At 59.4% G+C, this 23,393-nt stretch carries 23 protein-coding genes; 16 read left to right on the top strand and 7 right to left on the bottom strand.

Annotated features, from left to right (window positions below; translation table 11 throughout):
* Positions 1–69: 69 nt before the first annotated feature.
* Complete coding sequence (locus ABOC21_RS25660; protein WP_426813734.1) at positions 70–984, top strand: LysR substrate-binding domain-containing protein; 915 nt, start codon at positions 70–72, stop codon at positions 982–984.
* Here the strand turns inward: ABOC21_RS25660 and ABOC21_RS25655 are convergent.
* Positions 981–2,474 carry an MDR family MFS transporter gene (locus ABOC21_RS25655; RefSeq protein ID WP_426813733.1) on the bottom strand — a complete coding sequence of 498 codons (1,494 nt, stop codon included), beginning with the start codon at positions 2,472–2,474 and terminating at the stop codon, positions 981–983. The genes ABOC21_RS25660 and ABOC21_RS25655 overlap by 4 nt on opposite strands.
* 80 nt (positions 2,475–2,554) lie before the next feature.
* Between ABOC21_RS25655 and ABOC21_RS25650 the strand changes: the two genes are divergently transcribed.
* Positions 2,555–3,202, top strand: coding sequence for a TetR/AcrR family transcriptional regulator (locus ABOC21_RS25650; RefSeq protein ID WP_426813732.1), 648 nt, complete (start codon positions 2,555–2,557; stop codon positions 3,200–3,202).
* Positions 3,203–3,222: 20 nt separating this feature from the next.
* Here the strand turns inward: ABOC21_RS25650 and ABOC21_RS25645 are convergent, their stop codons facing one another.
* The gene (locus tag ABOC21_RS25645) at positions 3,223–3,639 is read right to left on the bottom strand and encodes a GNAT family N-acetyltransferase (protein ID WP_426813731.1); all 417 of its coding nucleotides are present in this window, start codon (positions 3,637–3,639) and stop codon (positions 3,223–3,225) included.
* Between the two features lie 374 nt (positions 3,640–4,013).
* Between ABOC21_RS25645 and ABOC21_RS25640 the strand changes: the two genes are divergently transcribed.
* The 9 genes from ABOC21_RS25640 (at position 4,014) to ABOC21_RS25600 (ending at position 14,295) form a co-directional block, all read left to right on the top strand.
* The gene (locus ABOC21_RS25640; RefSeq protein ID WP_426813730.1) at positions 4,014–5,138 is read left to right on the top strand and encodes an efflux RND transporter periplasmic adaptor subunit; all 1,125 of its coding nucleotides are present in this window, start codon (positions 4,014–4,016) and stop codon (positions 5,136–5,138) included.
* Positions 5,138–8,245: an efflux RND transporter permease subunit gene (locus tag ABOC21_RS25635; RefSeq protein WP_426813729.1), complete on the top strand. Its 3,108-nt coding sequence runs from the start codon at positions 5,138–5,140 to the stop codon at positions 8,243–8,245. The genes ABOC21_RS25640 and ABOC21_RS25635 overlap by 1 nt, the downstream gene beginning before the upstream one ends.
* A gap of 3 nt (positions 8,246–8,248) precedes the next feature.
* Positions 8,249–9,613: an efflux transporter outer membrane subunit gene (locus tag ABOC21_RS25630; protein WP_426813728.1), complete on the top strand. Its 1,365-nt coding sequence runs from the start codon at positions 8,249–8,251 to the stop codon at positions 9,611–9,613.
* A gap of 236 nt (positions 9,614–9,849) precedes the next feature.
* Positions 9,850–10,752 carry an N-acetylmuramic acid 6-phosphate etherase gene (gene murQ, locus ABOC21_RS25625; RefSeq protein WP_426813727.1) on the top strand — a complete coding sequence of 301 codons (903 nt, stop codon included), beginning with the start codon at positions 9,850–9,852 and terminating at the stop codon, positions 10,750–10,752.
* Positions 10,753–10,776: 24 nt separating this feature from the next.
* Positions 10,777–12,210, top strand: coding sequence for a PTS N-acetylmuramic acid transporter subunit IIBC (murP, locus tag ABOC21_RS25620; RefSeq protein ID WP_426813726.1), 1,434 nt, complete (start codon positions 10,777–10,779; stop codon positions 12,208–12,210).
* Positions 12,211–12,314: 104 nt separating this feature from the next.
* Positions 12,315–12,551: a type II toxin-antitoxin system CcdA family antitoxin gene (locus tag ABOC21_RS25615; protein WP_426813725.1), complete on the top strand. Its 237-nt coding sequence runs from the start codon at positions 12,315–12,317 to the stop codon at positions 12,549–12,551.
* A gap of 2 nt (positions 12,552–12,553) precedes the next feature.
* Complete coding sequence (locus ABOC21_RS25610; protein WP_426813724.1) at positions 12,554–12,862, top strand: CcdB family protein; 309 nt, start codon at positions 12,554–12,556, stop codon at positions 12,860–12,862.
* A gap of 139 nt (positions 12,863–13,001) precedes the next feature.
* Complete coding sequence (locus ABOC21_RS25605) at positions 13,002–13,904, top strand: EamA family transporter (RefSeq protein ID WP_426813723.1); 903 nt, start codon at positions 13,002–13,004, stop codon at positions 13,902–13,904.
* 100 nt (positions 13,905–14,004) lie between these two features.
* Entirely contained in the window at positions 14,005–14,295 is a 291-nt protein-coding gene (locus ABOC21_RS25600) for a YicS family protein (protein ID WP_426813722.1), read from the top strand.
* Between the two features lie 120 nt (positions 14,296–14,415).
* On the opposite strand, the gene ABOC21_RS25595 is transcribed toward ABOC21_RS25600, so the two are convergent.
* Positions 14,416–15,357, bottom strand: a complete 942-nt coding sequence (locus tag ABOC21_RS25595; protein WP_426815580.1) for a LacI family DNA-binding transcriptional regulator — start codon at positions 15,355–15,357, stop codon at positions 14,416–14,418.
* 294 nt (positions 15,358–15,651) lie between these two features.
* Between ABOC21_RS25595 and ABOC21_RS25590 the strand changes: the two genes are divergently transcribed.
* Together ABOC21_RS25590 and ABOC21_RS25585 are read left to right on the top strand one after the other, a co-directional pair.
* Positions 15,652–15,966, top strand: coding sequence for a PTS sugar transporter subunit IIB (locus tag ABOC21_RS25590; protein WP_041143294.1), 315 nt, complete (start codon positions 15,652–15,654; stop codon positions 15,964–15,966).
* A gap of 11 nt (positions 15,967–15,977) precedes the next feature.
* On the top strand, positions 15,978–17,303 hold the full coding sequence (locus ABOC21_RS25585) for a PTS sugar transporter subunit IIC (protein ID WP_426813721.1): 1,326 nt from the start codon (positions 15,978–15,980) through the stop codon (positions 17,301–17,303).
* A gap of 150 nt (positions 17,304–17,453) precedes the next feature.
* Here the strand turns inward: ABOC21_RS25585 and tnpA are convergent, their stop codons facing one another.
* Positions 17,454–17,882 carry an IS200/IS605 family transposase gene (tnpA, locus tag ABOC21_RS25580; RefSeq protein WP_426812394.1) on the bottom strand — a complete coding sequence of 143 codons (429 nt, stop codon included), beginning with the start codon at positions 17,880–17,882 and terminating at the stop codon, positions 17,454–17,456.
* 168 nt (positions 17,883–18,050) lie between these two features.
* On the opposite strand from tnpA, the gene ABOC21_RS25575 reads away from it, so the two are divergent.
* On the top strand, positions 18,051–18,353 hold the full coding sequence (locus ABOC21_RS25575) for a PTS lactose/cellobiose transporter subunit IIA (protein WP_426813720.1): 303 nt from the start codon (positions 18,051–18,053) through the stop codon (positions 18,351–18,353).
* Positions 18,354–18,445: 92 nt separating this feature from the next.
* Positions 18,446–19,825 (top strand): carbohydrate porin, encoded by a 1,380-nt coding sequence (locus ABOC21_RS25570; protein ID WP_426813719.1) that lies wholly within the window; start codon positions 18,446–18,448, stop codon positions 19,823–19,825.
* Positions 19,826–19,897: 72 nt separating this feature from the next.
* Here the strand turns inward: ABOC21_RS25570 and nepI are convergent, their stop codons facing one another.
* From nepI to ABOC21_RS25555, 3 genes are all read right to left on the bottom strand, one after another.
* Positions 19,898–21,079 (bottom strand): purine ribonucleoside efflux pump NepI, encoded by a 1,182-nt coding sequence (gene nepI / locus ABOC21_RS25565; protein ID WP_426813718.1) that lies wholly within the window; start codon positions 21,077–21,079, stop codon positions 19,898–19,900.
* Between the two features lie 153 nt (positions 21,080–21,232).
* Positions 21,233–21,763, bottom strand: a complete 531-nt coding sequence (locus ABOC21_RS25560; RefSeq protein WP_426815579.1) for an SRPBCC domain-containing protein — start codon at positions 21,761–21,763, stop codon at positions 21,233–21,235.
* Between the two features lie 103 nt (positions 21,764–21,866).
* Positions 21,867–22,319 carry a DUF1198 family protein gene (locus tag ABOC21_RS25555; protein ID WP_426813717.1) on the bottom strand — a complete coding sequence of 151 codons (453 nt, stop codon included), beginning with the start codon at positions 22,317–22,319 and terminating at the stop codon, positions 21,867–21,869.
* Positions 22,320–22,424: 105 nt separating this feature from the next.
* Between ABOC21_RS25555 and ABOC21_RS25550 the strand changes: the two genes are divergently transcribed.
* A complete protein-coding gene (locus ABOC21_RS25550; RefSeq protein WP_426813716.1) occupies positions 22,425–23,348 on the top strand; it encodes a LysR family transcriptional regulator in 924 nt (307 codons plus the stop codon).
* Positions 23,349–23,393 lie beyond the last annotated feature (45 nt).

Below are 23,393 nucleotides of genomic sequence, written 5' to 3'. Positions count from 1 at the left end.
ATGGACTCTGCTGCGACAAATGATAATACTGGGGATCTGGCAATCATCTTTCCGTAAGGCGGGATAATAATGGACCGATTAAGCGCGATGGCGCTGTTGGTGAAGGTTACCGAACTGGGCAGTATGTCGGCGGCGGCACGCGCGCTGAACACGCCGCTGACCACCGTCAGCCGCAACATTGCCGAGCTGGAAAGCGCGCTCGGCGCGCGCCTGCTGACCCGCACCACCCGCCGGCTTACGCTGACCGATGCCGGCGTAGAGTACGTCGCCGCCGCGCGGCGGATCCTTGAAGAGGTGGACAACGCCGAGCGGCAGGCGGCCGGGGAGTATCTGCAGCCCAAGGGCGAGCTGGTGATCGCCGCGCCAACGATGTTCGGTCGCGTCCACGTTTTGCCGGTGGTGACCGATTTTCTCGCCCGTTATCCGCAAATTAACGTTCGTTTGCTGCTCAGCGACCGTAATGTTGACCTGATAGACGACCACGTCGACCTGGCGGTGCGCATCGGAACCCTGCCGGATAGCGGCATGGTGGCCACCCGCCTCGGCGAGATGCGTATCGTCACCTGCGCCCACCCGCTGCTGCTGGCAAAGCACGGCGTGCCGCAGCGCCCCCGCGATCTGGAAGGGCTGCCGATTATTAGTATTGAATCGCCGATGCCCTATCGCGGCTGGCGCTTTCGCGCCGCCGAAGCGGCAGATCGGCTGGTGGCTCTGCGCGCCGTGCTGTCGGTCACCACCCCGGAAAGCGCCGCTGACGCCGCCCGGCTGGGGGCAGGCGTGGCGCGGCTGCTGCACTATCAGGCCATCGACGGTCTGACCCGCGGCGAGCTGCAGCTCATTCTGGAATCGGTGGAACCCGAGCCGGCGCCGGTGCACCTGCTGTATACCGACCGGGATCTGGCCCCGCTCAAGCTGCGGAAGTTCCTCAGCTTCGCCGCGCCGGCGCTGCGCCGGGCGCTGCTGCGTATCGCCGGAACCGCCTAGCCTGCCGCCTTTTTCAGCGGTACTTCTTTCAGCAGCCATGACAGCATAAAGGCAACGGCCATAATGCCGGCGGCCATCAGGAAGGCGGCGTGAATGGCCGCGCCGAAAGCGTCGAGATAATCGAGGCGGATCGTCGTCGGCAGGGCCTGTACCGCCTCCGGGTTCAGCGCCCTGGGCAGCTCGGCGCCCTCCGGCAGCAGGCGCTGCAGGTTGTTTTGCAGTACGTGGGTAAAGACCGCGCCGAACAGCGCCACGCCGATCGAGCCGCCAATCGAGCGAAACAGCGTCACGCCCGAGGTAGCCACGCCGTACATCTGGGCCGGCATCGCGTTCTGCACCGCCAGCACCAGCACCTGCATCACCAGCCCCAGGCCCGCACCCAATACGCCGGTAAACAGATACAGCTGCCACATCGGCGAATGGATGGTAATGCGGGTCAGCAGCACCATCCCCGCCACGCCCAGCAGAGTGCCGAGAATCGGGAACAGGCGGTATTTCCCGGTACGGCTGATTATGCGCCCGCTGACGATCGACGTCAGCAGCAGGCCGCCCATCAGCGGGATCAGCTGCAGCCCCGCTTCGGTGGGGGTGGCCGCCTTCACCACCTGCAGATAGAGCGGCAGGAAGGTCACCGAGCCAAACAGCGCCATGCCGATCACAAAACCAATCATGCTGCACAGCAGAAAGGTGCGGTTACGGAACAGCGAGAGCGGAATAATCGGCTCAAGGGCCAGCCGTTCCTCATAAATAAAGCCAATCATCCCCACCACGCCAAAGGCCAAAATGCACCACAGCTGCGGGTCATTCCACGGCCGCACGCCGCCGCCTTCGGAGGTAAAGAGGATAATGCACACCAGCGCCATACTCAGGTAAAACGCCCCCAGCCAGTCGATCTGGTGCGCGCTGCGCCTGTTGCTGCTGTGGAACACCGCGCCAATAACCAGCAGCGCAAACAGCCCCAGCGGCAGGTTGATATAAAAAATCCAGCGCCAGGAGGCGTGCTGCACCAGGAAACCGCCGATCAGCGGCCCAATGACCGTCGCCAGGCCAAAGACTCCGCCGAATAGCCCCTGATAGCGGCCGCGGTTTGCCGGGGGGATCACGTCGGCGACCGCCGCCATGCTGATCACCATCAGGCCGCCGCCGCCCAGTCCCTGCAGCGCGCGCATCAGTACCAGCTGCGTCATATTCTGCGCCAGGCCGCACAGCGCCGAGCCGACGAGGAACAGCACGATCGCCACCTGGAGCACGATTTTTCGCCCGAGCAGATCGCCGAATTTACCGTACAGCGGCACCACGATGGTCGAACTCAGGATATAGGCCGTGACCACCCACGAGAGCTTATCCAGCCCGCCGAGTTCGCCGACGATGGTCGGCAGCGCGGTCGAGACGATAGTCTGGTCCAGCGCCGACAGCAGCATCACCAGCAGCAGCGCGCTGAACAGCAGGCGGATCGACGGCACCGGCCGGGCGGCGATTTCAGATGTCATAGCAACACTCGCTTGAAATTAATTAAATGCATAATTAATATTTAGGGAAATGATGAATCTGGTCAAGAGACAGTGAAGAAATGACGGCACAAAAAGACAATGATGCGCCTCGCCGTCCGGGCCGTCCGCGCGGCAAAAAACCGGGCACCGCTAACCGTGAACAGCTTATGGATATTGCGCTGGCGCTGTTTGCCCGCCAGGGCATCGCCCGGACGTCGCTGAACGCCATCGCTAAAGAGGCCGGCGTCACGCCGGCGATGCTGCATTACTATTTCGACTCGCGGGAGATATTAGTCGACCAGCTGCTGGAGGAGCGCTTTATGCCGCTGCGCAGCGAAATCAGCAAGATTTTTATCGCCCATCCGCAAGATCCGCTGACCGCGTTTACCCTGCTGATTGAGGCGCTCGCCGCGCTGGCGGAGCAAAACGACTGGTTTGCGCCGCTGTGGATGCAGGAGATGATTGGCGAAATGCCGGTGCTGCGCCAGCATATGCACGCCCGCTTTGGTGACGATAAGTATCGCCGGATGCTGGAGACCATAAGCCGCTGGCAGCAGGAGGGAAAACTCAACCCGGCCCTGTCGCCGGAGCTGCTGTTCACCAGCCTGATTAGCCTGGTGCTGGTGCCCTATTCGCGCATTCGCACCGACGCGCGGCTAAAAGCGATCTCCCGGGAAACCATCGTCAGCCACGCTCTGGCGATGATCCAGCAGGGGATTGGCGGCTAATATCCGCGCCGGCAGCAGCCTTACAGCGCCTTCGACAGATAATGGCGTTCCATGCCGGGGTGCGGGAAATCAGGCAGCGACATCTGCAGCCGGTAGCCCTGTTTTTGATAAAACGGCAGGGCCTGGAAGCTGAAGGTGTCCACCAGCACGTGGTTACACCCCTCTTCGCGCGCCTGCTTTTCCGCCGCACGCATCAGCTCGCCGCCCAGCCCGCTACCGCGCGAGTCTTCGCTGACCCACAGGTACTCAATACACAGCCAGTTGGCCTTTCTTTTGGCGATCAGACCGCCCTGCATCTCCCCCGCCCGATCGCGGAGATAGATCCCCAGTTCACCAAACTGCGTCGGGTCCAGGTAGCGCAGGTTGTATTCCTGTAGACCCGCCAGCAGCTCTTCCCGATCCGCGGGATTAATGCTTGTTGTCATTATTAAAGCCATTAATGCCTCCAGATTAAATTATGTAAGGGTATTATTGGTGCTTGCTTTCACAAAAAATTCTTATTTCCTCCATTATTTTTTGTCTTAATTTTCACGACTCAAATTTAGACAAAAAAACCTTTCCATTAGCCGTTCGAGACGTATGACGAGCAAAAATGAGAATGGTCATTCTCACAATAAATCCAGGAGTGAAGGCACCTCTGGCGTAGAGAAGTCAAAATGACCGCTTCGGCGGCCATCGTCGAATAACAGCATACAGGAACGCCTGGGTTCCTGTTTCGGCATTTTCGTTTATCCGAAGATGCCTCAACGCCCGGCCCATCACCGCATGATTTAATTAGCGGGTCGGACGTTGTTCATCCTGAGAGAATATAATGAAACAGACCATCATCCCCATCGCAACAGCATTATTTCTGCTGGCCGGATGCGATAATTCGCAAACATCTGCCCCGCCGCAAACGACGCCGGAAGTCGGCGTTGTCACACTGAAAGGTCAGTCCGTTTCCGTTATCAGCCAGCTGACCGGCCGCACCACCGCATCGCTCAGCGCCGAAGTGCGCCCGCAGGTGGGCGGTATTATTCAAAAGCGTCTGTTTACCGAAGGCGACATGGTAAAAGCCGGCCAGGCGCTGTATCAAATTGACCCGGCCAGCTACCGGGCAACCTATAACGAAGCCGCAGCCGCCCTGAAACAGGCGCAATCGCTAACGGTTGCCGACTGTCAGAAGGCCCGGCGCTATACGCAGCTGGTAAAAGATAACGGCGTGTCGCTGCAGGATGCCGATGACGCGCAGTCGACCTGTAACCAGGACAAGGCCAGCGTCGAGTCGAAAAAGGCCGCGCTGGAGAGCGCCCGCATCAACCTCGACTGGACCACCGTCAGCGCGCCGATTGCCGGACGGATTGGTATCTCCTCCGTTACCCCGGGGGCGCTGGTCTCCGCCGATCAGGATACGGCCCTGGCGACGATCCGCGGGCTGGAGACGATTTACGTCGATCTCACGCGATCGAGCGTTGATCTGCTGCGCTTACGCCAGCAAACGCTGGCAAGCAACGCCGATACCCTTAGCGTCACCCTGAGCCTCGAAGACGGCAGCACCTATAGCGAGAAGGGCCGCCTGACGCTAACCGAAGTGGCGGTGGACGAAGCAACCGGATCGGTCACCCTGCGCGCGGTATTCCCCAACCCACAGCACCTCCTGCTGCCGGGAATGTTCGTACGCGCCCGCATCGATGAGGGCGTGATGGACGATGCGATCCTCGCCCCGCAGCAGGGCATCACCCGCGACGCCAAAGGTCACGCCACCGCGCTGGTGGTCGATGCCAACGGCAAAGTCGCCCTGCGCGAGGTCGCAACCGGCGAAGCCTATGGCGATAAGTGGCTGATAGAGAGCGGCCTGAAGAGCGGCGACAGGCTGATCGTTGAAGGAACCGGCAAGGTTGCCGCCGGACAGCAGGTCAAAGCCGTTGAAATGAAAAACAGCGGAGGCAACGCCTGATGTTCTCCCGCTTCTTCGTCCGGCGTCCGGTGTTCGCCTGGGTTATCGCTATCCTGATTATGCTCGCCGGGATCCTCGCCATCCGCACGCTGCCGGTCGCCCAGTACCCGGACGTCGCGCCGCCGTCGGTGAAAATTTCCGCCACCTACACCGGCGCCTCTGCCGAAACCCTGGAAAACAGCGTGACCCAGGTTATCGAACAACAGCTTACCGGGCTGGATAACCTGCTCTACTTCAGCTCCACCAGCAGCTCCGACGGCTCGGTCAGCATTAACGTGACCTTTGAGCAAGGCACCGATCCGGACACCGCGCAGGTGCAGGTGCAAAACAAGGTCCAACAGGCCGAGTCGCGGCTGCCCAGCGAGGTGCAGCAGTCCGGCGTGACGGTGGTGAAATCGCAGAGCAGCTTCCTGCTGATCCTCGCGGTGTATGACAAAACCGACAAAGCTACCAGCTCCGATATCGCCGACTGGCTGGTGAGTAACATGCAGGATCCGCTGGCGCGCGTTGAAGGCGTCGGCAGCCTGCAGGTATTTGGCGCTGAATATGCGATGCGCATCTGGCTGGACCCGACCAAACTGGCCTCCTATGCGCTGATGCCTTCCGATGTCGAAACGGCAATCGAAGCGCAGAACGTGCAGATCTCGGCGGGTAAAATCGGCGCGCTGCCGTCCTCTAACGCCCAGCAGCTCACCGCCACCGTGCGCGCTCAGTCGCGCCTGCAGACTGTCGATCAGTTCAAAAACATTATTGTAAAGAGCAAGACCAACGGCTCGGTCGTCCGCCTGAGCGACGTCGCCCGGGTTGAAATGGGTAGCGAAGATTACACCGCCGCGGCGAACCTCAACGGTCACCCTGCCGCCGGCATCGCCGTCATGATGGCGCCGGGCGCCAACGCGCTGGATACCGCGACGCGCGTGAAGGATAAGATTGCCGAGTATCAGCGCCAGATGCCTCAGGGCTACGACATTGCCTATCCGAAGGACAGCACCGAATTTATTAAAATATCGGTTGAGGATGTGATTCAAACGCTGTTTGAGGCCATCGTGCTGGTGGTCTGCGTGATGTATCTGTTCCTGCAGAACTTCCGCGCCACGCTGATCCCGGCGGTGGCGGTTCCGGTAGTGCTGCTTGGCACCTTCGGCGTGCTGGCGCTGTTTGGCTACTCCATCAATACCCTGACGCTGTTTGCGATGGTGCTGGCGATCGGTCTGCTGGTGGATGACGCCATCGTGGTGGTGGAGAACGTCGAGCGAATTATGCGCGATGAGGGGCTCTCCGCCCGTGAAGCTACCGAGAAGTCGATGGGCGAAATTTCCGGGGCGCTGATCGCCATTGCCCTGGTGCTGTCGGCGGTGTTCCTGCCGATGGCCTTCTTCGGCGGCTCAACCGGCGTGATCTATCGCCAGTTCTCGGTGACCATCATCTCGGCGATGCTGCTCTCCGTGGTGGTGGCGCTGACCTTAACCCCGGCGCTGTGCGGCGCGCTGCTTAGCCATTCTAAGCCTCACACCACCGGCTTCTTCGGGGCGTTCAACCGCCTGTGGGGGCGCACGGAGCAGGGCTATCAGCATCGCGTGCTGGGCGGCCTGCGCCGCTCGGCGACGATGATGGGCGCCTTCGCCTTGATTTGCGCCGTCATGGCGCTGGCGATGTGGAAGCTGCCGGGCAGCTTCCTGCCGGCGGAGGATCAGGGCGAAATCATGGTCCAGTACACCCTGCCGGCAGGCGCGACCGCCGTGCGCACCGCCGAGGTTCGCCGCCAGGTGACCGACTGGTTCCTGACCAAAGAGAAGGCCAATACCAGCGCTATCTTTACCGTCGACGGTTTCAGCTTCAGCGGCAGCGGACAGAACGCCGGGATGGCTTTTGTGTCGTTGAAAAACTGGTCCCAGCGCAAGGGCGAAGCCAATACCGCGCAGGCCATTGCCCTGCGCGCCACCAAAGAGCTCGGCAGCATCCGCGACGCCTCGCTGTTCGCCATGACGCCCCCTTCGGTGGACGGCCTCGGGCAGAGCAACGGCTTTACCTTTGAGCTGCTGGCCAGCGGCGGCACCGATCGCGACAGCCTGATGAAAATGCGCAGCCAGCTGCTGGCGGCGGCCAATCAGAGCCCGCAGCTGCAGTCGGTGCGCGCCAACGACCTGCCGCAGATGCCGCAGCTGCAGGTGGATATCGACAACAACAAGGCGGTAGCGCTGGGGCTATCGCTGAGCGACGTCACCGACACCCTCTCCAGCGCCTGGGGCGGCACCTACGTCAACGACTTTATCGATCGCGGGCGGGTGAAAAAGGTCTATATCCAGGGCGATAGCGATTCTCGCGCCGTCCCCGCCGATCTCGGCAAATGGTTCGTGCGCGGCAGCGATGACGCCATGACGCCGTTCTCCGCCTTCGCCACCACCCGCTGGCAGTACGGTCCGGAAAGCCTGGTGCGCTACAACGGTTCCGCCGCCTTTGAAATTCAGGGCGAAAACGCCGCCGGCTCCAGCTCCGGCGCGGCGATGGATAAGATGGAAGCTCTGGCCAACAGCCTGCCGGCGGGCACCACCTGGGCGTGGAGCGGCATGTCGCTGCAGGAAAAGCTGGCCAGCGGCCAGGCTATGAGCCTGTACGCCATCTCAATTCTGGTGGTGTTCCTGTGCCTCGCGGCGCTGTATGAGAGCTGGTCGGTGCCGTTCTCGGTGATCATGGTTATCCCGCTCGGCCTGCTCGGCGCGGCGCTGGCGGCCTGGCTACGCGATCTGAATAACGACGTCTACTTCCAGGTTGCGCTGTTGACCACCATCGGCCTGTCGTCGAAGAACGCCATCCTGATCGTTGAATTCGCTGAGTCAGCGGTCGATGAGGGCTATTCGCTTTCGCGGGCGGCAATACGCGCCGCGCAAACCCGTTTGCGCCCTATCATCATGACTTCGCTGGCGTTTATCGCCGGGGTGCTGCCGCTGGCGGTGGCCACCGGCGCGGGGGCCAACAGTCGCGTGGCGATCGGCAGCGGGATCATCGGCGGCACGCTGACCGCCACGCTGCTGGCTGTGTTCTTCGTTCCCCTGTTCTTTGTGCTGGTGAAGCGATTCTTCACCCGCCAGCGTCCTTCTCAGGAGTAGGTTATGTTTCGTTTTACTTTCGTTTTTATCGCGCTCCTGAGCGCAGGCTGCGTCTCGCTTGATCCACACTATGAGCGCCCGGCGGCGCCGGTTCCCTCCACGCTGCCCGGCGCCCACGGCGAAGCGACGACGGTGGTCAGTCAGTGGCAGCAGGTGGTGAACGACGCGCGGCTCAAAAAGGTGGTGACCATCGCGCTGAACAGCAACCGCGATGTACAAAAGGCGCTGGCCGATATCGAAGCCGCCCGCGCCGAATATGGCGAAACCCGCGCTTCGCTGTTCCCCACCGTTGACGCCGAGCTGAGCCACACCCGCAGCAAAACGGTGGCCAGCGGCCTCACCTCGTCAGCCGAGGCCGACGGAGCGGTCTCCAGCTTTGAGCTCGATCTGTTCGGCAAGAACCAGAGCCTGTCGCGCGCGGCGCGGGAAACCTGGCTCGCCAGCGAATTCACCGCGCAAAATACGCGGCTGACGATGATCGCCGACCTGACCACCGCGTGGATCACCCTCGCGGCGGATAACAGCAGCCTGGCGCTGGCCGCAGAAACCATGGCCAGCGCCGACAGCTCGCGCAAAATCGTCGCCCGCCAGATGGCGGTCGGTACCGCTTCGGCCAGCGATCTGAGCGACGCAGAAGGCGTCTACCAGCAGGCGCGCGCCAGCGTCGCCAGCTATCGTACCCAGGTCGCGCAGGATAAAAACGCGCTCAACCTGCTGGCCGGCGAAACCGTCCCTGAGAGTCTGCTGCCCGGCACGCTGCAAAGCCTCGGCGACAACAGCATCGCCCTGATCCCCGCCGGCGTCTCTTCGTCGGTCCTGCTGCGCCGCCCGGATATTCAGGAGGCGGAGCATAACCTCAAAAGCGCCAACGCCGATATTGGCGCCGCGCGCGCCAACTTCTTCCCGAGCATTTCACTCACCGCCAGCGCCGGGGTCGGCAGCGATTCGCTCTCTTCGCTGTTCAGCCACGGGCTGCAGGTGTGGTCGTTCGCGCCATCGATCAGCCTGCCGCTGTTTACCGGCGGCAGCAATCTGGCGCAGCTTCGCTATGCCGAAGCGGAGAAAAAGGGGCTGATCGCCACCTACGAGAAAAGCATTCAGAGCGGCTTCAAAGACGTCGCCGATGCGCTGGCGCGGCGGGAAACGCTGGGTGAGCAGCTGGATGCCCAGCGGCAGTACGTCACCGCCGAGCAGAAATCGCTGGATATCGCCACCCGCAGCTATCAGGCAGGGATAGGCAACTATCTGTCGGTGCTCACCGCGCAGCGTACGCTGTGGTCGGCGCAGGCCACGCTGATCTCCCTGCAGCAAACCGATCTGCAAAACCGTATTACACTCTGGCAGTCGCTGGGAGGCGGCGCCAGCTGATCTGCCCAGACCGGGCCTCGACGGTGAAACCATGCTCAAAATGAGCCTGAAAAAGCCCGCCGCGGTACGTCAGCCCACCCTGCGGTAATAAAATATTCCAGTTTTATTACCGCACAATCCCCCGCCATACCTACAAATATCTTATTATCCGCCGTACGCTAATCGTGATAATCTTCACATGAATGGAATAATTAATTCCTTAGAATACCTGCCATTGTGAATAATGAGGTTTTGTTATGAGTATCGACCTGAGCAAATTGCTGACCGAACGGCGCAACGCCAATAGCGCCAATATTGACACCCTGCCGACCGTTGAGATGCTGACGGTGATTAACCAGGAAGATCGGCAGGTAGCCGAGGCAATTACCCCCTACTTGCCGCAGATCGCTCAGGTTGTCGATAAGGTCGCCGCGGCGCTGCAGGCGGGCGGGCGTCTGATTTACATCGGCGCAGGCACCTCCGGTCGCCTGGGGATCCTCGATGCCAGCGAGTGTCCGCCCACCTTCGGCACGCGCCCGGAGCAGGTGGTCGGAATTATCGCCGGCGGGCATAAAGCGATTCTCAGCGCGGTGGAAAATGTCGAAGACAACAAAGCTCAGGGCGCAATGGACCTGCAGAACCTCAATTTCAGCAACCTCGACGTGCTGGTGGGCCTTGCCGCCAGCGGACGGACGCCGTACGTCATCGGCGCGATGGAGTATGCCCATAGCCAGAACGCTTTCGTCGCCATCGTCAGCTGCAATCCGCACGGCGAAATGGCCCGGCTGGCGGACGTCGCCATCACCCCGACGGTCGGCCCGGAAGTGGTGACCGGTTCGACCCGCCTGAAAGCCGGCACCGCGCAAAAGCTGGTGCTGAATATGATCTCTACCGGGGCAATGATCCGCATCGGCAAAGTTTACGGCAACCTGATGGTGGACGTTGAAGCCACCAACGCGAAGCTTATCGAGCGCCAGATCTCCATCGTGATGGAGGCGACCGAGTGCGATCGCGACGCCGCCCGGCGCGCGCTGGACGCCTGCGGCCGCCGCTGTAAAACGGCGATTGTGATGGTGCTTGCCGATATTAGCGCCGAAGAAGCGCAGTCGCTGCTGGCCAAAAATAGCGGCTATATCCGCAAAGCGCTGGGCAACGCCTGAGCGCCAACAGACAGGTAATCTGCAATGGCAAAAATAAACAAAGAGATGATAGCGCGGATCCTTGCCCACGTCGGCGGAGCCGCAAACGTGGCGCAGGCGGGCAACTGTATGACCCGCCTGCGCCTGACGCTGCGTGACGAAGCCCTGGCCGATAGCGCCGCGATTCGCCAGCTTGAAGGCGTGATGGGGGTTATCGTCAGCGATGAGCAGTTCCAGGTCGTCCTCGGCCCGGGAAAAGCGCAAACCGCGGCGGAAATGATGAACGCCATGCTGGAGGATGCGCCGCAGGATGCATCGTCGCTGGCGGATATCGCCGCCGAGAAAAAGCAGGCGCTGAAGAGCAAGCAAACCAGCGGGGTGCAGAAGTTTCTCGCCAAATTCGCCACCATTTTTACGCCGCTGATCCCCGGCTTCATCGCCGTCGGCCTGCTGCTCGGCTTCGCCACCCTGGCAGAGCAGATCTTCGTCCTGGAGAATGTGCACCCTAACGCCGGCCTGGTGGCGCTGATCGGCTATATGAAGATCTTCAGCAAAGGGATGTTTACCTTCCTGAGTATCTTAATCGGCTATAACGCCCAGAAGGCGTTTGGCGGCTCCGGGGTTAACGGAGCGATTATCGCCTCGCTGTTCGTCCTCGGCTACAACCCCGAAGCGACCAGCGGATTTTACGCCGGGATCTCCACCTTCTTTGGCCACGGCATCGACCCGCGCGGCAATATTATCGGCGTGCTGATCGCCTCGATTATCGGCGCATGGGTGGAAAGACAGGTGCGGCGCATCATGCCGGCCAACCTCGATATGATCCTTACCTCGGCGGTCACCCTGCTGATTATGGGCGCGGTCACCTTTACGGTGATCATGCCGATTGGCGGCTGGCTGTTTACCGGAATGTCGTGGCTGTTCCTGCACCTCAACGGTAACCCGTTCGGCTCCGCGGTGCTGGCGGGGCTGTTCCTGCTGGCGGTGATGTTTGGCGTCCATCAGGGCTTTGTCCCGGTCTATTTCGCGCTGGTGGATGCGCAGGGCTTTAACTCGCTGTTTCCGATTCTGGCGATGGCCGGCGCCGGGCAGGTGGGCGCGGCGCTGGCCCTTTACTGGCGGGCGAAGCACGGCTCGCTGCTGCGCACCCAGATTAAAGGGGCGATTATCCCCGGCTTTCTCGGTATCGGCGAACCGCTGATTTATGGCGTCACCCTGCCGCGGATGAAGCCGTTTGTCACCGCCTGCATCGGCGGCGCCTGCGGCGGCTTCTTCCTCGGCCTGATCGCGTGGCTGGGCCTGCCGGTGGGGCTGAATACGGTCTTCGGCCCGTCCGGCCTGGTGGCGCTGCCGCTGATGACCTCCGGCAGCGGCATCTACGCCGGGATGGCGGTCTACGCGGCGGGGCTGGCCGTCTCTTACCTGTGCGGCTTTGCGCTGACCTGGCTGTTCGGCAGTAAAAACGTCGATTTGAGCTAAGGCTTAGGCCTGCATATAAGTATTGCGCGAATTTTAACCCGCCTGATGGCGGGTTTGTTTATTTCTGTGTAATCTACACGTGTGAATAACACAGGAGATCCCCTATGCCAGCGGCAAAACGCAATAAGCAAAATGTCAGCGTGACGCTGGACCCGGCCCTGGTTAAACAAGCCCGCGAGGCCGGCATCAATCTCTCTCATACGCTTTCTCAAGCCTTGAAAAGCGAAATCCACAGCATTGAAGTGGCCCGCTGGCAAAAAGAGAATGCGCAGGCCATTGAGTATTTAAATGATTTAACTGAGGAAAACGGAACTATTTCTGACGAATACAGGACGTTTTAGGTATGCAGTATTACGTTTATAAGAATACGGGACGCGTTGCTGCGTATCCTTATCTCCTTGATGTACAAAACGACATCATCGGTAAGCGCAATACCCGGGTTGTGATTCCACTGTTTCCTCTGGCGGCTTACACAGGCCCACGCGCCGATCGTTTAACGCCAGTCGTCACCGTGGCAGGGGAAGCCTACGTCGTGATGACCCATGAACTTGCCAGTATTCCGCACCGGGCTGTGGGTGAAGAAGTTTGTAATCTGAATAACCAGAGCGCGGTTATTAAAGCGTCAATAGATTTTCTTTTCGACGGGATCTAACCCGCCTTCAGCTTGCGCAACGGATCGCCAAACCGGAGCGAACTCACAGACCAAATAGTCCGCCGGCTATTTCCTGCCCCGCCGCCAGGCCCCGCTCATGCTATGATTCCCTTTTCGCGATATACCACCTGAGGGAAAGATGGGCTCCAGTAAAAAAGGGATGCTGAATGTGCTTATAGCCGCCGTGCTATGGGGGAGTTCCGGCGTCTGCGCGCAGTACATTATGCAGCAAAGCCAGATGTCATCACCGTTTCTGACCATGACGCGCCTGCTGTTCGCCGGCCTGATCCTGCTGATGCTCGCTTTCGTCCACGGCGATAAAATTTTCCGCGTCCTGCAAAACCGCAAAGATGCCGTCAGCCTGCTGATTTTCTCGCTGTTTGGCGCGCTGACCGTGCAGTACACCTTTCTGATGACCATCGAAAAATCAAACGCCGCCACCGCGACGGTGCTGCAGTTCCTGTCGCCGACGATTATCGTCGCCTGGTTCGCGCTGGTCCGCAAAACGCGGCCTCGTCCGCTGGTGCTGGCGGCCATCGGCACGTCGCTGGCGGGGACGTTTCTGCTGGTGACCCACGGCAATCCGACCACGCTCTCCATTTCACCCGCGGCGCTGTTCTGGGGAGTGGCTTCGGCCTTTGCCGCCGCCTTCTACACCACCTGGCCGTCAACGCTTATCGCCCGCTACGGCACCCTGCCGATCGTCGGCTGGAGCATGCTGCTCGGCGGGGCGATGCTGCTGCCGTTCTACGGCGGCCAGGGCAGCAACTTTGTGGTCAACGGCCCCCTGCTGCTGGCCTTCTTCTATCTGGTGGTGATCGGCACTTCGCTGACCTTCAGCCTTTATCTGAACGGCGCGCAGATGATTGGCGGCGCGAAAGCGGGCATTCTCAGCTGCGCCGAGCCGCTGAGCAGCGCCCTGCTCTCGCTGCTGCTGCTGGGCATCACCTTTACGCTGCCGGACTGGCTCGGCACGCTGCTGATCCTGTCGTCGGTGGTGCTGATAGCCATGGATTCACGGCGGCGCGCTCGGGTGGCATAGCAGAGCAATCTACTGATTTTAAATAAGTTAAAGGCGAGGTGATTTGCGTGTTTTGCGCGCTATGCATATAGTTTGGTATCACCTTTTACGGAGAAGCGCCATGAAAGCATGCTGGATGTTGTGCCTGGTCAGCGCCCTCAGCGCCACGGCGGCTCGGGCCGAATCGCCGCTACAAAGCCTGCAGTTCGAGCAGCAAAAACAGCAGGTATTAAAAGCGGTGAAGGAAAAATGCGCCCCGGCGACGGCCATTAGCGATAACGACTTTGCCAATAGCGTTCTGGCCGCAAAAGAGAATCAAACCTACGTCCGCGAGGCAACTCTGGCCAAAGAGCGTAATAACCAGCAGAACTACCGGGCGGCGATCGACAAAATTACCTGCCCGGCGCAGTGATCGCGTTCGCGGCGCGCCCAGCAGGCTGCCCGCCGCGCGAAGGAAGATACCTGTCAGCTGCGCCGCTGGCAGGTATTTTTGGTGTTAATCGCCGCTTTATGCGCCCGTGCGCAGGCCGCCTCAGATTTTCGGAATAATAAGATCCCCGCGCAGCATGCTGCCACCGAGCATTTGCGTCTTTTCCGTCAGCCAGTTGACGATCCGCATCGCCATCACATCCATCGAGTACTCAATCGCCGGGATGGTCGGAATACCGGGCAGCTGTAGCGATCCCGCCAGGCTAAAAACCATCACCTTTTCCGGCACCGCGCGACTGAACGCCTGCAGCTGCGGGACAACCCGCTGCGCCTGCTGCTCATCGGCAACCAGCAGCGCATTGAAATTCAACGTTGTGGCGTTGCTCACCAGCTCCTGCACCGCCACCGAAGGCGAAATGCTGTCAAGGAATACCAGGTTACGATTAAACGGCAGGAAGTTTTTCTCCAGCGCATGCTTGTAGCCCAGCAGCACCTGATCGGCAAAGCCGCTCCCCTCGGGATGGATAAGCGCAATCTGACGTCGCCCCTGGCTAATCAAATAGTTACAGGCGGTTTCCGCGGCAAAAGCGTGGTCAAACTGAATGCTGTTCGCCCCTTCGCTCTCGAGGCAGTCGATCAGCGCCACGTCCGGCCGGTCGATATTCAATGGAAAGCGGGCGCCGATAATCAGGATATCGTCGCACAGGCCGCAGCTGAGCTCTTCAAGCGAGTTCATCACCCCATCGCGGGTGTTCGCAAAGCGCAGCAGGAGATGCTTTTGATGCTGGCTGAGCTGTTTTTCCAGGGCATACAGATAGCTGGTGGTTTGGTTGATATTATCCTGCGCGCAAATCACCCCGATGCAGCCCGTGCTCTGGCTGAACAATGATTGGGCAATCATATTTGGCCGGTAATTGAGTTCTTCAGCCGCCTGCAGTACCGCCTGACGACTGGCCTCTTTGACTCCGCGAGAACCGCTCAATACGCGTGAAACCGTGGCCTTTGAGACGCCAGCCAGCCGTGATACATCGTTGATTGTAGACATCATTCTCCCCTGACAGGGTCGGGCCGATCCCTGTAAATCTTAAAACCTGAATCGCTTCAATAGTAACCAACGGCAGTATATCCGTTTCCTTTTTTATTTGGAAACCGACTTTCCGTTTCATGGAAAATCATCGCAGAAACCACGGAATTATGTGAGCAGAATCTAATTAATCAGCCCTTACCCCGTTAGTTCTTGACGGTTATCACAGTTCTGTTTTTTATAAATGGAAACCGGTTTCCGTCTGATATCAAATCATCCACGCAATAACTTTTTACATTTCGAGGATGAGTGCCGATGTACAAGATTATGCTGTGCTGCTCTGCGGGGATGTCCACCAGTCTGCTGGTCAGGAAGATGGTTGATGAGGCGAAGGAACGTAACCTGCCGGTGCAGATAGACGCCTACGGCGTTTCCGAATTTGACATGCAGTTTCCGCAATACCAGGTGGTGCTGCTCGGGCCCCAGGTAAAATACATGCTGAAAACCTTATCTGAGAAAGCCGCCTCCCTGAATATTCCGGTCCAGCCGATAAACGCGATGGACTACGGAATGCAGCGGGGAGATAACGTCCTGGATTACGCTCTGTCGCTGATAGCAGCGGCGCATTAAGAGGTGTGCAAATGAGTTCTCTGTATCAGTCCATGATTGCCGCGATCGAGCAATCTATTACTCCGCTGGCAGGACGCCTTGGGCAGCAGAAATACGTTATCGCCATCCGCGATGGCTTCACTGCCGCATTGCCGTTTATGATCATCGGCTCTTTCATGCTGGTATTTATCTTTCCTCCTTTTTCGCCCGACACCACCAACGGTTTTGCCCGCGGCTGGCTGGATTTCTCACAGCAGTATCGTGAACAGCTGATGCTGCCGTTTAACCTGAGCATGGGGGTCATGACCTTCTTTATTTCCGTCGGCATTGGCGCCAGCCTCGGCCGCCAGTTTCAGCTCGACCCGGTGATGTCCGGCCTGCTGGCCTTTATGGCCTTCCTGCTGGTCGCGGCGCCCTACGCTGACGGCAAAATTTCCACCCAGTATCTGTCCGGCCAGGGGATCTTCACCGCTTTAATTACCGCCATCTACTCCACCCGCATTTACGCATGGCTGAAGCGGAATAATATTACTATCCGCCTGCCCAAAGAGGTGCCCACCGGCGTCGCGCGCTCGTTCGAAATCCTGATCCCGGTGCTGGTGGTGATCGGTACGCTGCACCCGCTGAACCTGTTTATCGAAGCGCAGACTGGTATGATCCTACCGCAGGCGATTATGCATCTGCTGGAACCGCTGGTGTCGGCCTCCGACTCCCTGCCGGCAATTCTGCTCTCGGTGCTGATGTGCCAGATTTTCTGGTTCGCCGGGATCCACGGCTCGCTGATTGTGACCGGGATTATGAACCCGTTCTGGATGGCGAACCTGTCGGCAAACCAGGCGGCACTGGCCGCTGGTGCCGCGCTGCCGCACGTTTATCTGCAGGGCTTCTGGGACCACTATCTGCTGATTGGCGGCGTGGGCTCGACGCTACCTCTGGCTTTCCTGCTGTTGCGCAGCCGCGTGGCGCACCTGCGGACTATCGGCAAAATGGGCATCGTGCCAAGCTTCTTCAACATTAATGAGCCGATCCTGTTCGGGGCGCCGATTATCATGAACCCGATGATGTTTATCCCGTTCGTGTTCGTGCCGATGATCAACGCGGTGCTGGCCTACGGCGCAACGCGTCTCGGCTGGCTGACTCAGGTGGTTTCGCTGACGCCGTGGACCACGCCGGCACCCATCGGCGCCTCCTGGGCCGCCAACTGGACCCTGAGCCCGGTAGTGATGTGCGTCATTTGCATGGTGATGTCTGCCGTCATTTACCTGCCATTCCTCCGCGCCTATGAACGCTCATTAATGAAAACCGAAGTCGAAAAAGCCAAAGGCGCCGTTCCGGTCGCTGAAACCGTAAGCCAGTAATAGTCGGGAAATACGCTCTCAGCGCTATTTCCCGGAGCGTCCGATAAAAATAACACCGTCATCAGGAGTAAGTATCCTCCGGCAGAGCCGGAGGCTTTAGGGGGAGCGCCTCAAAGGCGCCGACAAACCATGAGCCGCCCAAGGCGGCTGCTATACGTTCAGTTTCATTTGATCGTATCGTTCGTCTTCTCTCTCCTGGTTGCGTATGTATGCCCTGACCGTGGCTTCATCCAAACCAACGGTTGAAACGAAATAACCTCGTGCCCAGAAAACTTCTCCGGTGAAGTTTTTACCTCTGCCGAAGTGTCGTGCTATCGCTATCGCGCTTTTTCCCTTCAGATAGCCGACGACTGTCGATACCGAGTACTTTGGCGGTATGCTGATGCACATGTGGACATGATCACGCATCAGATGCCCCTCCAGAATCTGACAGCCCTTCTGGCTCGCAAGCTCGTGGAATATTTTTCCCAACTCATGCCGCAGCGCACCATATAACCGCTGTTTCCGGCGTTTAGGGATATAAACCACGTGATATTTACAGTCCCATTTCGTATGGCTTAAGCTCTGATAGTCTCTCATCACGAATCCTCATCTCTTGGCGGAGATTTCAGATTCGCGCGACTGACTTAAAGGTCAAACCTTTCGGAGTCCCCCGGCAAAGCCGGGGGTTTACCGGATTTAATTATGCGGAAAAGGGACTTTCGCCGTACGCTTTAAATAATAAAGTTAATACCCTCAGGAAATATTATGATCGAATTAGAAGACGCGGTAATGGAAATTATCGTGAATGCGGGACAGTCACGCTCATTATGTTTCGAAGCGCTTCACGCTGCCCGCCACGGTAATATTGATGAAGCCAGGCTGCTGCTTAATGAAGCCGATGGCTACGCCCGCCGGGCGCACCAGATGCAGACCCTACTTATTGAGCAGGATGCAGGCGAGGCGCGCCAGCCGATGACGCTGATTATGGTTCACGCCCAGGACCATCTGATGAACTCGCTGCTGGCTCGCGAACTTTCACAGGAAATTATTCACCTATACCAACGTTAATATATATCCGTCATCCTGTCGTTTTCCCTGTCTATTAACCGGGGAGGGATGGTTATTATCTTAATATATAAATTATTACACGCGAGATAATTATGAATAATGTAAAAATGCTGCCATTAGCCATGGCGGTCGTTGCCGCGCTGTGCCCAATTTCTGTATTAGCGCAAGATTTTACTCAGCAACAAATAGACGCCATTGTGGCGAAAGCCGTTGATAAAGCGCTGGCCGACCGTCAGGCCAAAATCGATGCCGCCGCCGATAAAAAGGTGGACGTCATTACCAACCCCCAGACCACCGCGACCTCGCCGGATATGGCTATCCCGTTCGGCCTGAAATTTAGCGGCTACGCCCGCTACGGCGCCCAGTTCCAGACCGGCGACCAGAAGTTCGTCGGCGTCGACGGCTCCTATAACGGCGCGTCGGCTATCGGCCGTCTCGGCAACGAAGGCAACGGCGGCGAATTCCAGATAACCAAGGCCTTTAAAAGCAGCCAGGGGGCTATCTGGGATATTAACGTCATGTTCGACCACTGGAGCGACGAAGTTAACCTGAAAAAGGCCTACGTCGGCGTCACCAACGTCCTCGAATCCAACCCCAACGCCTATATCTGGGCCGGCCGCGACTTCCACCAGCGTCCGCAGCAGGGGATCAACGACTACTTCTGGATGAACCACGACGGCCAGGGCGCCGGGGTGAAAAACTGTGAGATCGGCGGCGTGCAGTTCGACGTGGCGGGGGTCTCACAGGTTGAGTCCTGCAGCCCGGAGGTGATGGCCGATGAGTCCAACCCGTCGCGCATCACCTGTACCGGCGGCTCCGGCACCGGCGATGACGGCCACTACGCGCTGACCTCAAAAATCCACAATATGAAGGCCGGGCCAATCGACGTTGAGGTGTATGCCAACTACGGCTTTGATTCAAAAGCGGTAGATAACGACGCGCAGCTCGATGCCTGGCAGGGCGGCCTGGTGCTGAGCCATACCAACGACCGCGGGGTCAACAAAGTTATCCTGCGCTATTCCGATAACTCGGATAACAGCGTCTATAACAAAACCGACGATCTGACGGCCATTTACGCCAGCTTTGAGGGCAGCCACAAGTTTACCCAACAGGCGCAGGTGGAGTATCTGCTGGCCTTCCATGATTACGATAACGGCAAGGACAATACCGATAACCGTAAAAACTACGGCGCGATTGTTCGTCCGATGTATTTCTGGAACGACGTGCATTCAACCTGGCTGGAGGCCGGCTATCAGCGCGTTGACTACGATCGAGGCGGCGACAATAAGGGCTGGAAGCTGACGCTGTCGCAGAACATTGCTATCGGAATGGGGCCGGAGTTCCGGCCGATGCTGCGCTTCTACGTCACCGGCGGCCAGGTGGATAATAAGCATACCGCCAGGGTCAAGGGTACCAGCAGCGACCAGCTGGACTCGCTGAACGTCGGCGGCATGTTCGAGGCCTGGTTCTAAGCGCAGAAACGGTCCCGGGTCGCGGCGTGAATGCCCGGCCCGGGTTCGCCCGTCCGGCGTAGGCGATCGCGGTTATATCCGCACCTTCGTGGTGACCAGCAGTCCGGTCAGCAGCATCAGGGCGCCCGAGATAAACAGCGGCGATAGCAGGCCCAAGTGGTCCAGCGCCACGCCGCCAACGGCGGCCCCGCAGGTGTTGGCCAACTGAATCACCGCGACCTGGATCGACCCGGCTTTTTCCGCCTGGTCTGACAGCGAACGGGTGATCCACGTTGACCAGCCCACCGGGATCAGGGCGAAGGCAAAGCCCCAAATAATCGCCACCGCCGAGGCCACGGCCTGGCTTTCGCCCCACAGCACCAGCACCGCCGCGCAGACCGCCAGTACCACAGGCGCAACCGCTAAGGCGGTTTTCACCGAGCGCTTCAGGAGCATCGACGACAGCGAGGTCCCGACAAAGCTGGCAATCCCAAAGCTCAGCAGCACCAGCGTCAGGCCATCAACGTCAAAGCCCGCGAGGGTCATATAGACCGGGCGAATGTAGGTAAAGAAGGAGAACTGGCCGGCGAAGGCCATGAAAATCGCGCCCATCCCGGCCATCACGCCGGGACGCTTCAGCAGTCCCAGCATATTTTGCTGCTGATGCGGCGCTTCGCCGGGCAGCGAAGGCAGCGCCTTCAGCACCCAAATCGTACACAGCACGCCCATTACCGCCGCGGCGTTAAAGACGTTGCGCCAGCCGATAATGCCGCCGAGGAAACTCCCCAGCGGCGCGGCGATCACCAGCGCAATCGACACCGCCCCGAAGATCACCGACAGCGCCTTCGGCACCACTCGCGTCGGAACCAGGCGCATCGTCAGCGACGCCGACATCGCCCAAAATCCCCCGAGCGCCAGCCCCAGACAGGCGCGACCCAGCAGCAGCAGCCAAAAGCTGTTGGCAAAGGAGACCAGCAGGCAGGAGAGCGTCAGCAGCACGGAAAACAGGATCACCACGTAGCGACGGTCGGTGGTGCGGATAACGGACGTAATAAACAGGCTGGCAAACATCGCCACAAACGCGGTCGTGGTGACCGACTGTCCGGCCATCCCCTCGGAAATACCTAAATCCTGCGCCATCGGCGTCAGCAGGCTTACCGGCAGGAACTCAACGGTAATCAGGCAGGCCACGCAGAAGGCCACCGCAAAGACCGCCGACCAGTTTGGCCGTGCCGGCTGGCTGGCGTGTGACGTAGATGCATTCGAAGGAGTCATTAGTTACCTGCATGGTTGAAATACGGGGAAGCCGCGCAGTGTAACATTTTGTGTGTGACGACTTTAACGTTTTGACAGCTTTGAGCTTGATTGTTTCTCCTTTGCCGCCGACGAGCCCGTCAGACAAGGCCCGCCGCCGTACGAATTACCGCATCACTGGCCCCGCGCGCGCTGCGCTGCCGTGACCAGGCCGCAAATCCACTCTTGATGCCCGTTAATCATCGGATTCGGCACGCTCGCCGCCAGCGTCTGCGCCGGAACGCCCTTCTGCGACTCCTGGGTCAGGATACGCACGCGGCCGCCGGGTAAATCCTCGAATAGCCAGGCATGAATGACGTCAAGACGCGTGGCTTCGTCGCCCTCTGCCCAGCCGTGCCAGGCAACGCGCGCGGCCTGTCCGACGGCCGGAGGAACGTATTCAACGATCTGCGCCTCAATCGGAAAACCAAAGGTTGAGAAACGAAAGCGCGCATTCGCGCTCAGCAGCGGGCCGCCGCCGTCAACGTGGATGTCCGCAACGTTGCTGTAGTAGGTCGGCCAGCGCGTCGTATCGTCGAGCTGCGCCCAAATTTCTGCCGCCGTCAGGCCGCTGACGATGATTTCGTTGGAGGCAAAATTGTCGGTAGTTCCCGGCAGATACGCTTCCGGCCAGACGATGGCGCTTTGTTGGGTGGGCTGGTGCATCATTAACCTCGTGAGTGAACAAACTTTACGAGGTCAATGATGCGGCGGGGAATGATATAAATCGAATCACCATTCCGGATAAACATCATCACCGATAGTGATATCAGTGCAGCCAGTGAACGCCCTCTTCCGGTAAAAACAGGGCGTTATAGCGCTGCTGCAGGGCGATAATATCACCGTATTCCGGCTCCAGCTCGCGGAGAAACCCCTGCGCCAGGCGGATCTGCGCATCGGTTATCGGCACCGCCAGGCGAGATTTTTGCATCAAACGATACCAGTAGTGCAGGTTCTGCTCGCTGCTATCGACGACGCCGACCTGCCAGATCAGCAGAACCTGAGCCGCGTTTTGCAGATGCGCTTCGTTAGGCCGCTCGAGGTAGCGCAGATACTCGCTTCCGGCGGTTTTTCCCAGCTGATCGATCATCGATTCCAGCGGGACGGGAGTAATACCCAGCCGTTCGCTCAAACGACGAATCGCACGACGAGAATCAGAGGTCAGTACCCGAAATCCTACAACAAATACAACCACCAGCGTGGCCAGTCCTAACCAGATCATGCTTCCTCTCACTCTATCGCAGCCCCACTATCATAATGGGAATTTGCGCGCTGTCGACTCCCGGGCGTACCATAATGTGACTTATCGCGGCTGCGGAAAGCTATCATGAAATCTGATATCAGAAACCTCGATCTTAATCTGCTGAAAACGCTGGATGCGCTGCTCGATGAGCGCAGCGTCACCCGCGCGGCCCAGCGGCTGGCGCTGACGCAGCCGGCGGTGAGCGGCATGCTTACGCGGCTGCGCGATGCGTTTAACGATCCGCTGTTTATCCGTGCTCCGCATGGCATGATCCCGACCCTGCGCGCGCAGGCGCTGGCTTCGCCGGTAAAGCAGCTGCTGACCGATGCCGAAGCCCTGCTGCAGCCCGCCGTTTTCGAACAGCTTAACGCCGATTTCACCTGGACTATCGCCGCCACCGACTATGCGTTGAAGGCGGTGATCGTGCCGTTTATTGCCGCCCTGAAACCGCTGGCGCCGGGGATCCGCGTGCGCATTATTCCGGAGTCGCCATCCACGCTGCTGGCTCAGGCCGAACGCGGAGAGGTTGATATTGCGCTCCTCACGCCGCCCTCAACGCCGCCCGAGCTCCACGGTCGGGCGCTGTACCACGAAGAGTACGTCTGCCTGATGCGCGCCGATCATCCCCAGGCCGGCGCGCCGCTAACGCTCGACCAATTCTGCGCGCTGGAACATATGCTGGTGTCCTGGGAGGGCGACAGCTTTCGCGGGGTGACCGACAAGGCGCTGGCGGCAGTCGGCCGTAGTCGACGGGTGGGGCTATCGGTAAGCAGCTTTTTAGTGCTCCCGGAGATACTGGCGGTCAGCGACATGATCGCGGTGGTGCCGCGCCGGCTGGCGACAGTGACTTCAGGAATGCTTATCACGCCGCCGCCGCTGACGATCCCGGGCTTTACCAAAAGCATGGCCTGGCACGAACGCAGCCATCGCGATCCGGCTCAGCAGTGGCTGCGGGAGCTGCTCTGGCAGGTGAGTCAGCCTGAAACAAGCCCTGGCCCTGCGGCATAAAAAAGCCCGGCGGGAAGGCCGGGCAACGTTACCAATACCTGATGC

Origin of the sequence: Klebsiella sp. WOUb02 (genome assembly GCF_050058015.1) — a bacterium.
Taxonomy (GTDB): domain Bacteria; phylum Pseudomonadota; class Gammaproteobacteria; order Enterobacterales; family Enterobacteriaceae; genus Klebsiella.
The sequence above is the reverse complement of the archived record's forward strand: the minus strand, read 5'-3'. Positions and strand labels throughout refer to the sequence as shown.

Coding starts and splice junctions, on each gene's coding strand:
- murP (WP_426813726.1), top strand. CDS start 10,777: ATGGCAAAAATAAACAAAGAGATGATAGCGCGGATCCTTGCCCACGTC.
- tnpA (WP_426812394.1), bottom strand. CDS start 17,882: ATGAGAGACTATCAGAGCTTAAGCCATACGAAATGGGACTGTAAATAT.
- ABOC21_RS25590 (WP_041143294.1), top strand. CDS start 15,652: ATGTACAAGATTATGCTGTGCTGCTCTGCGGGGATGTCCACCAGTCTG.
- ABOC21_RS25660 (WP_426813734.1), top strand. CDS start 70: ATGGACCGATTAAGCGCGATGGCGCTGTTGGTGAAGGTTACCGAACTG.
- ABOC21_RS25550 (WP_426813716.1), top strand. CDS start 22,425: ATGAAATCTGATATCAGAAACCTCGATCTTAATCTGCTGAAAACGCTG.
- nepI (WP_426813718.1), bottom strand. CDS start 21,079: ATGACTCCTTCGAATGCATCTACGTCACACGCCAGCCAGCCGGCACGG.
- ABOC21_RS25560 (WP_426815579.1), bottom strand. CDS start 21,763: ATGCACCAGCCCACCCAACAAAGCGCCATCGTCTGGCCGGAAGCGTAT.
- murQ (WP_426813727.1), top strand. CDS start 9,850: ATGAGTATCGACCTGAGCAAATTGCTGACCGAACGGCGCAACGCCAAT.
- ABOC21_RS25555 (WP_426813717.1), bottom strand. CDS start 22,319: ATGATCTGGTTAGGACTGGCCACGCTGGTGGTTGTATTTGTTGTAGGA.
- ABOC21_RS25640 (WP_426813730.1), top strand. CDS start 4,014: ATGAAACAGACCATCATCCCCATCGCAACAGCATTATTTCTGCTGGCC.
- ABOC21_RS25575 (WP_426813720.1), top strand. CDS start 18,051: ATGATCGAATTAGAAGACGCGGTAATGGAAATTATCGTGAATGCGGGA.
- ABOC21_RS25610 (WP_426813724.1), top strand. CDS start 12,554: ATGCAGTATTACGTTTATAAGAATACGGGACGCGTTGCTGCGTATCCT.
- ABOC21_RS25600 (WP_426813722.1), top strand. CDS start 14,005: ATGAAAGCATGCTGGATGTTGTGCCTGGTCAGCGCCCTCAGCGCCACG.
- ABOC21_RS25585 (WP_426813721.1), top strand. CDS start 15,978: ATGAGTTCTCTGTATCAGTCCATGATTGCCGCGATCGAGCAATCTATT.
- ABOC21_RS25615 (WP_426813725.1), top strand. CDS start 12,315: ATGCCAGCGGCAAAACGCAATAAGCAAAATGTCAGCGTGACGCTGGAC.
- ABOC21_RS25650 (WP_426813732.1), top strand. CDS start 2,555: ATGACGGCACAAAAAGACAATGATGCGCCTCGCCGTCCGGGCCGTCCG.
- ABOC21_RS25645 (WP_426813731.1), bottom strand. CDS start 3,639: ATGGCTTTAATAATGACAACAAGCATTAATCCCGCGGATCGGGAAGAG.
- ABOC21_RS25635 (WP_426813729.1), top strand. CDS start 5,138: ATGTTCTCCCGCTTCTTCGTCCGGCGTCCGGTGTTCGCCTGGGTTATC.
- ABOC21_RS25630 (WP_426813728.1), top strand. CDS start 8,249: ATGTTTCGTTTTACTTTCGTTTTTATCGCGCTCCTGAGCGCAGGCTGC.
- ABOC21_RS25570 (WP_426813719.1), top strand. CDS start 18,446: ATGAATAATGTAAAAATGCTGCCATTAGCCATGGCGGTCGTTGCCGCG.
- ABOC21_RS25595 (WP_426815580.1), bottom strand. CDS start 15,357: ATGTCTACAATCAACGATGTATCACGGCTGGCTGGCGTCTCAAAGGCC.
- ABOC21_RS25655 (WP_426813733.1), bottom strand. CDS start 2,474: ATGACATCTGAAATCGCCGCCCGGCCGGTGCCGTCGATCCGCCTGCTG.
- ABOC21_RS25605 (WP_426813723.1), top strand. CDS start 13,002: ATGGGCTCCAGTAAAAAAGGGATGCTGAATGTGCTTATAGCCGCCGTG.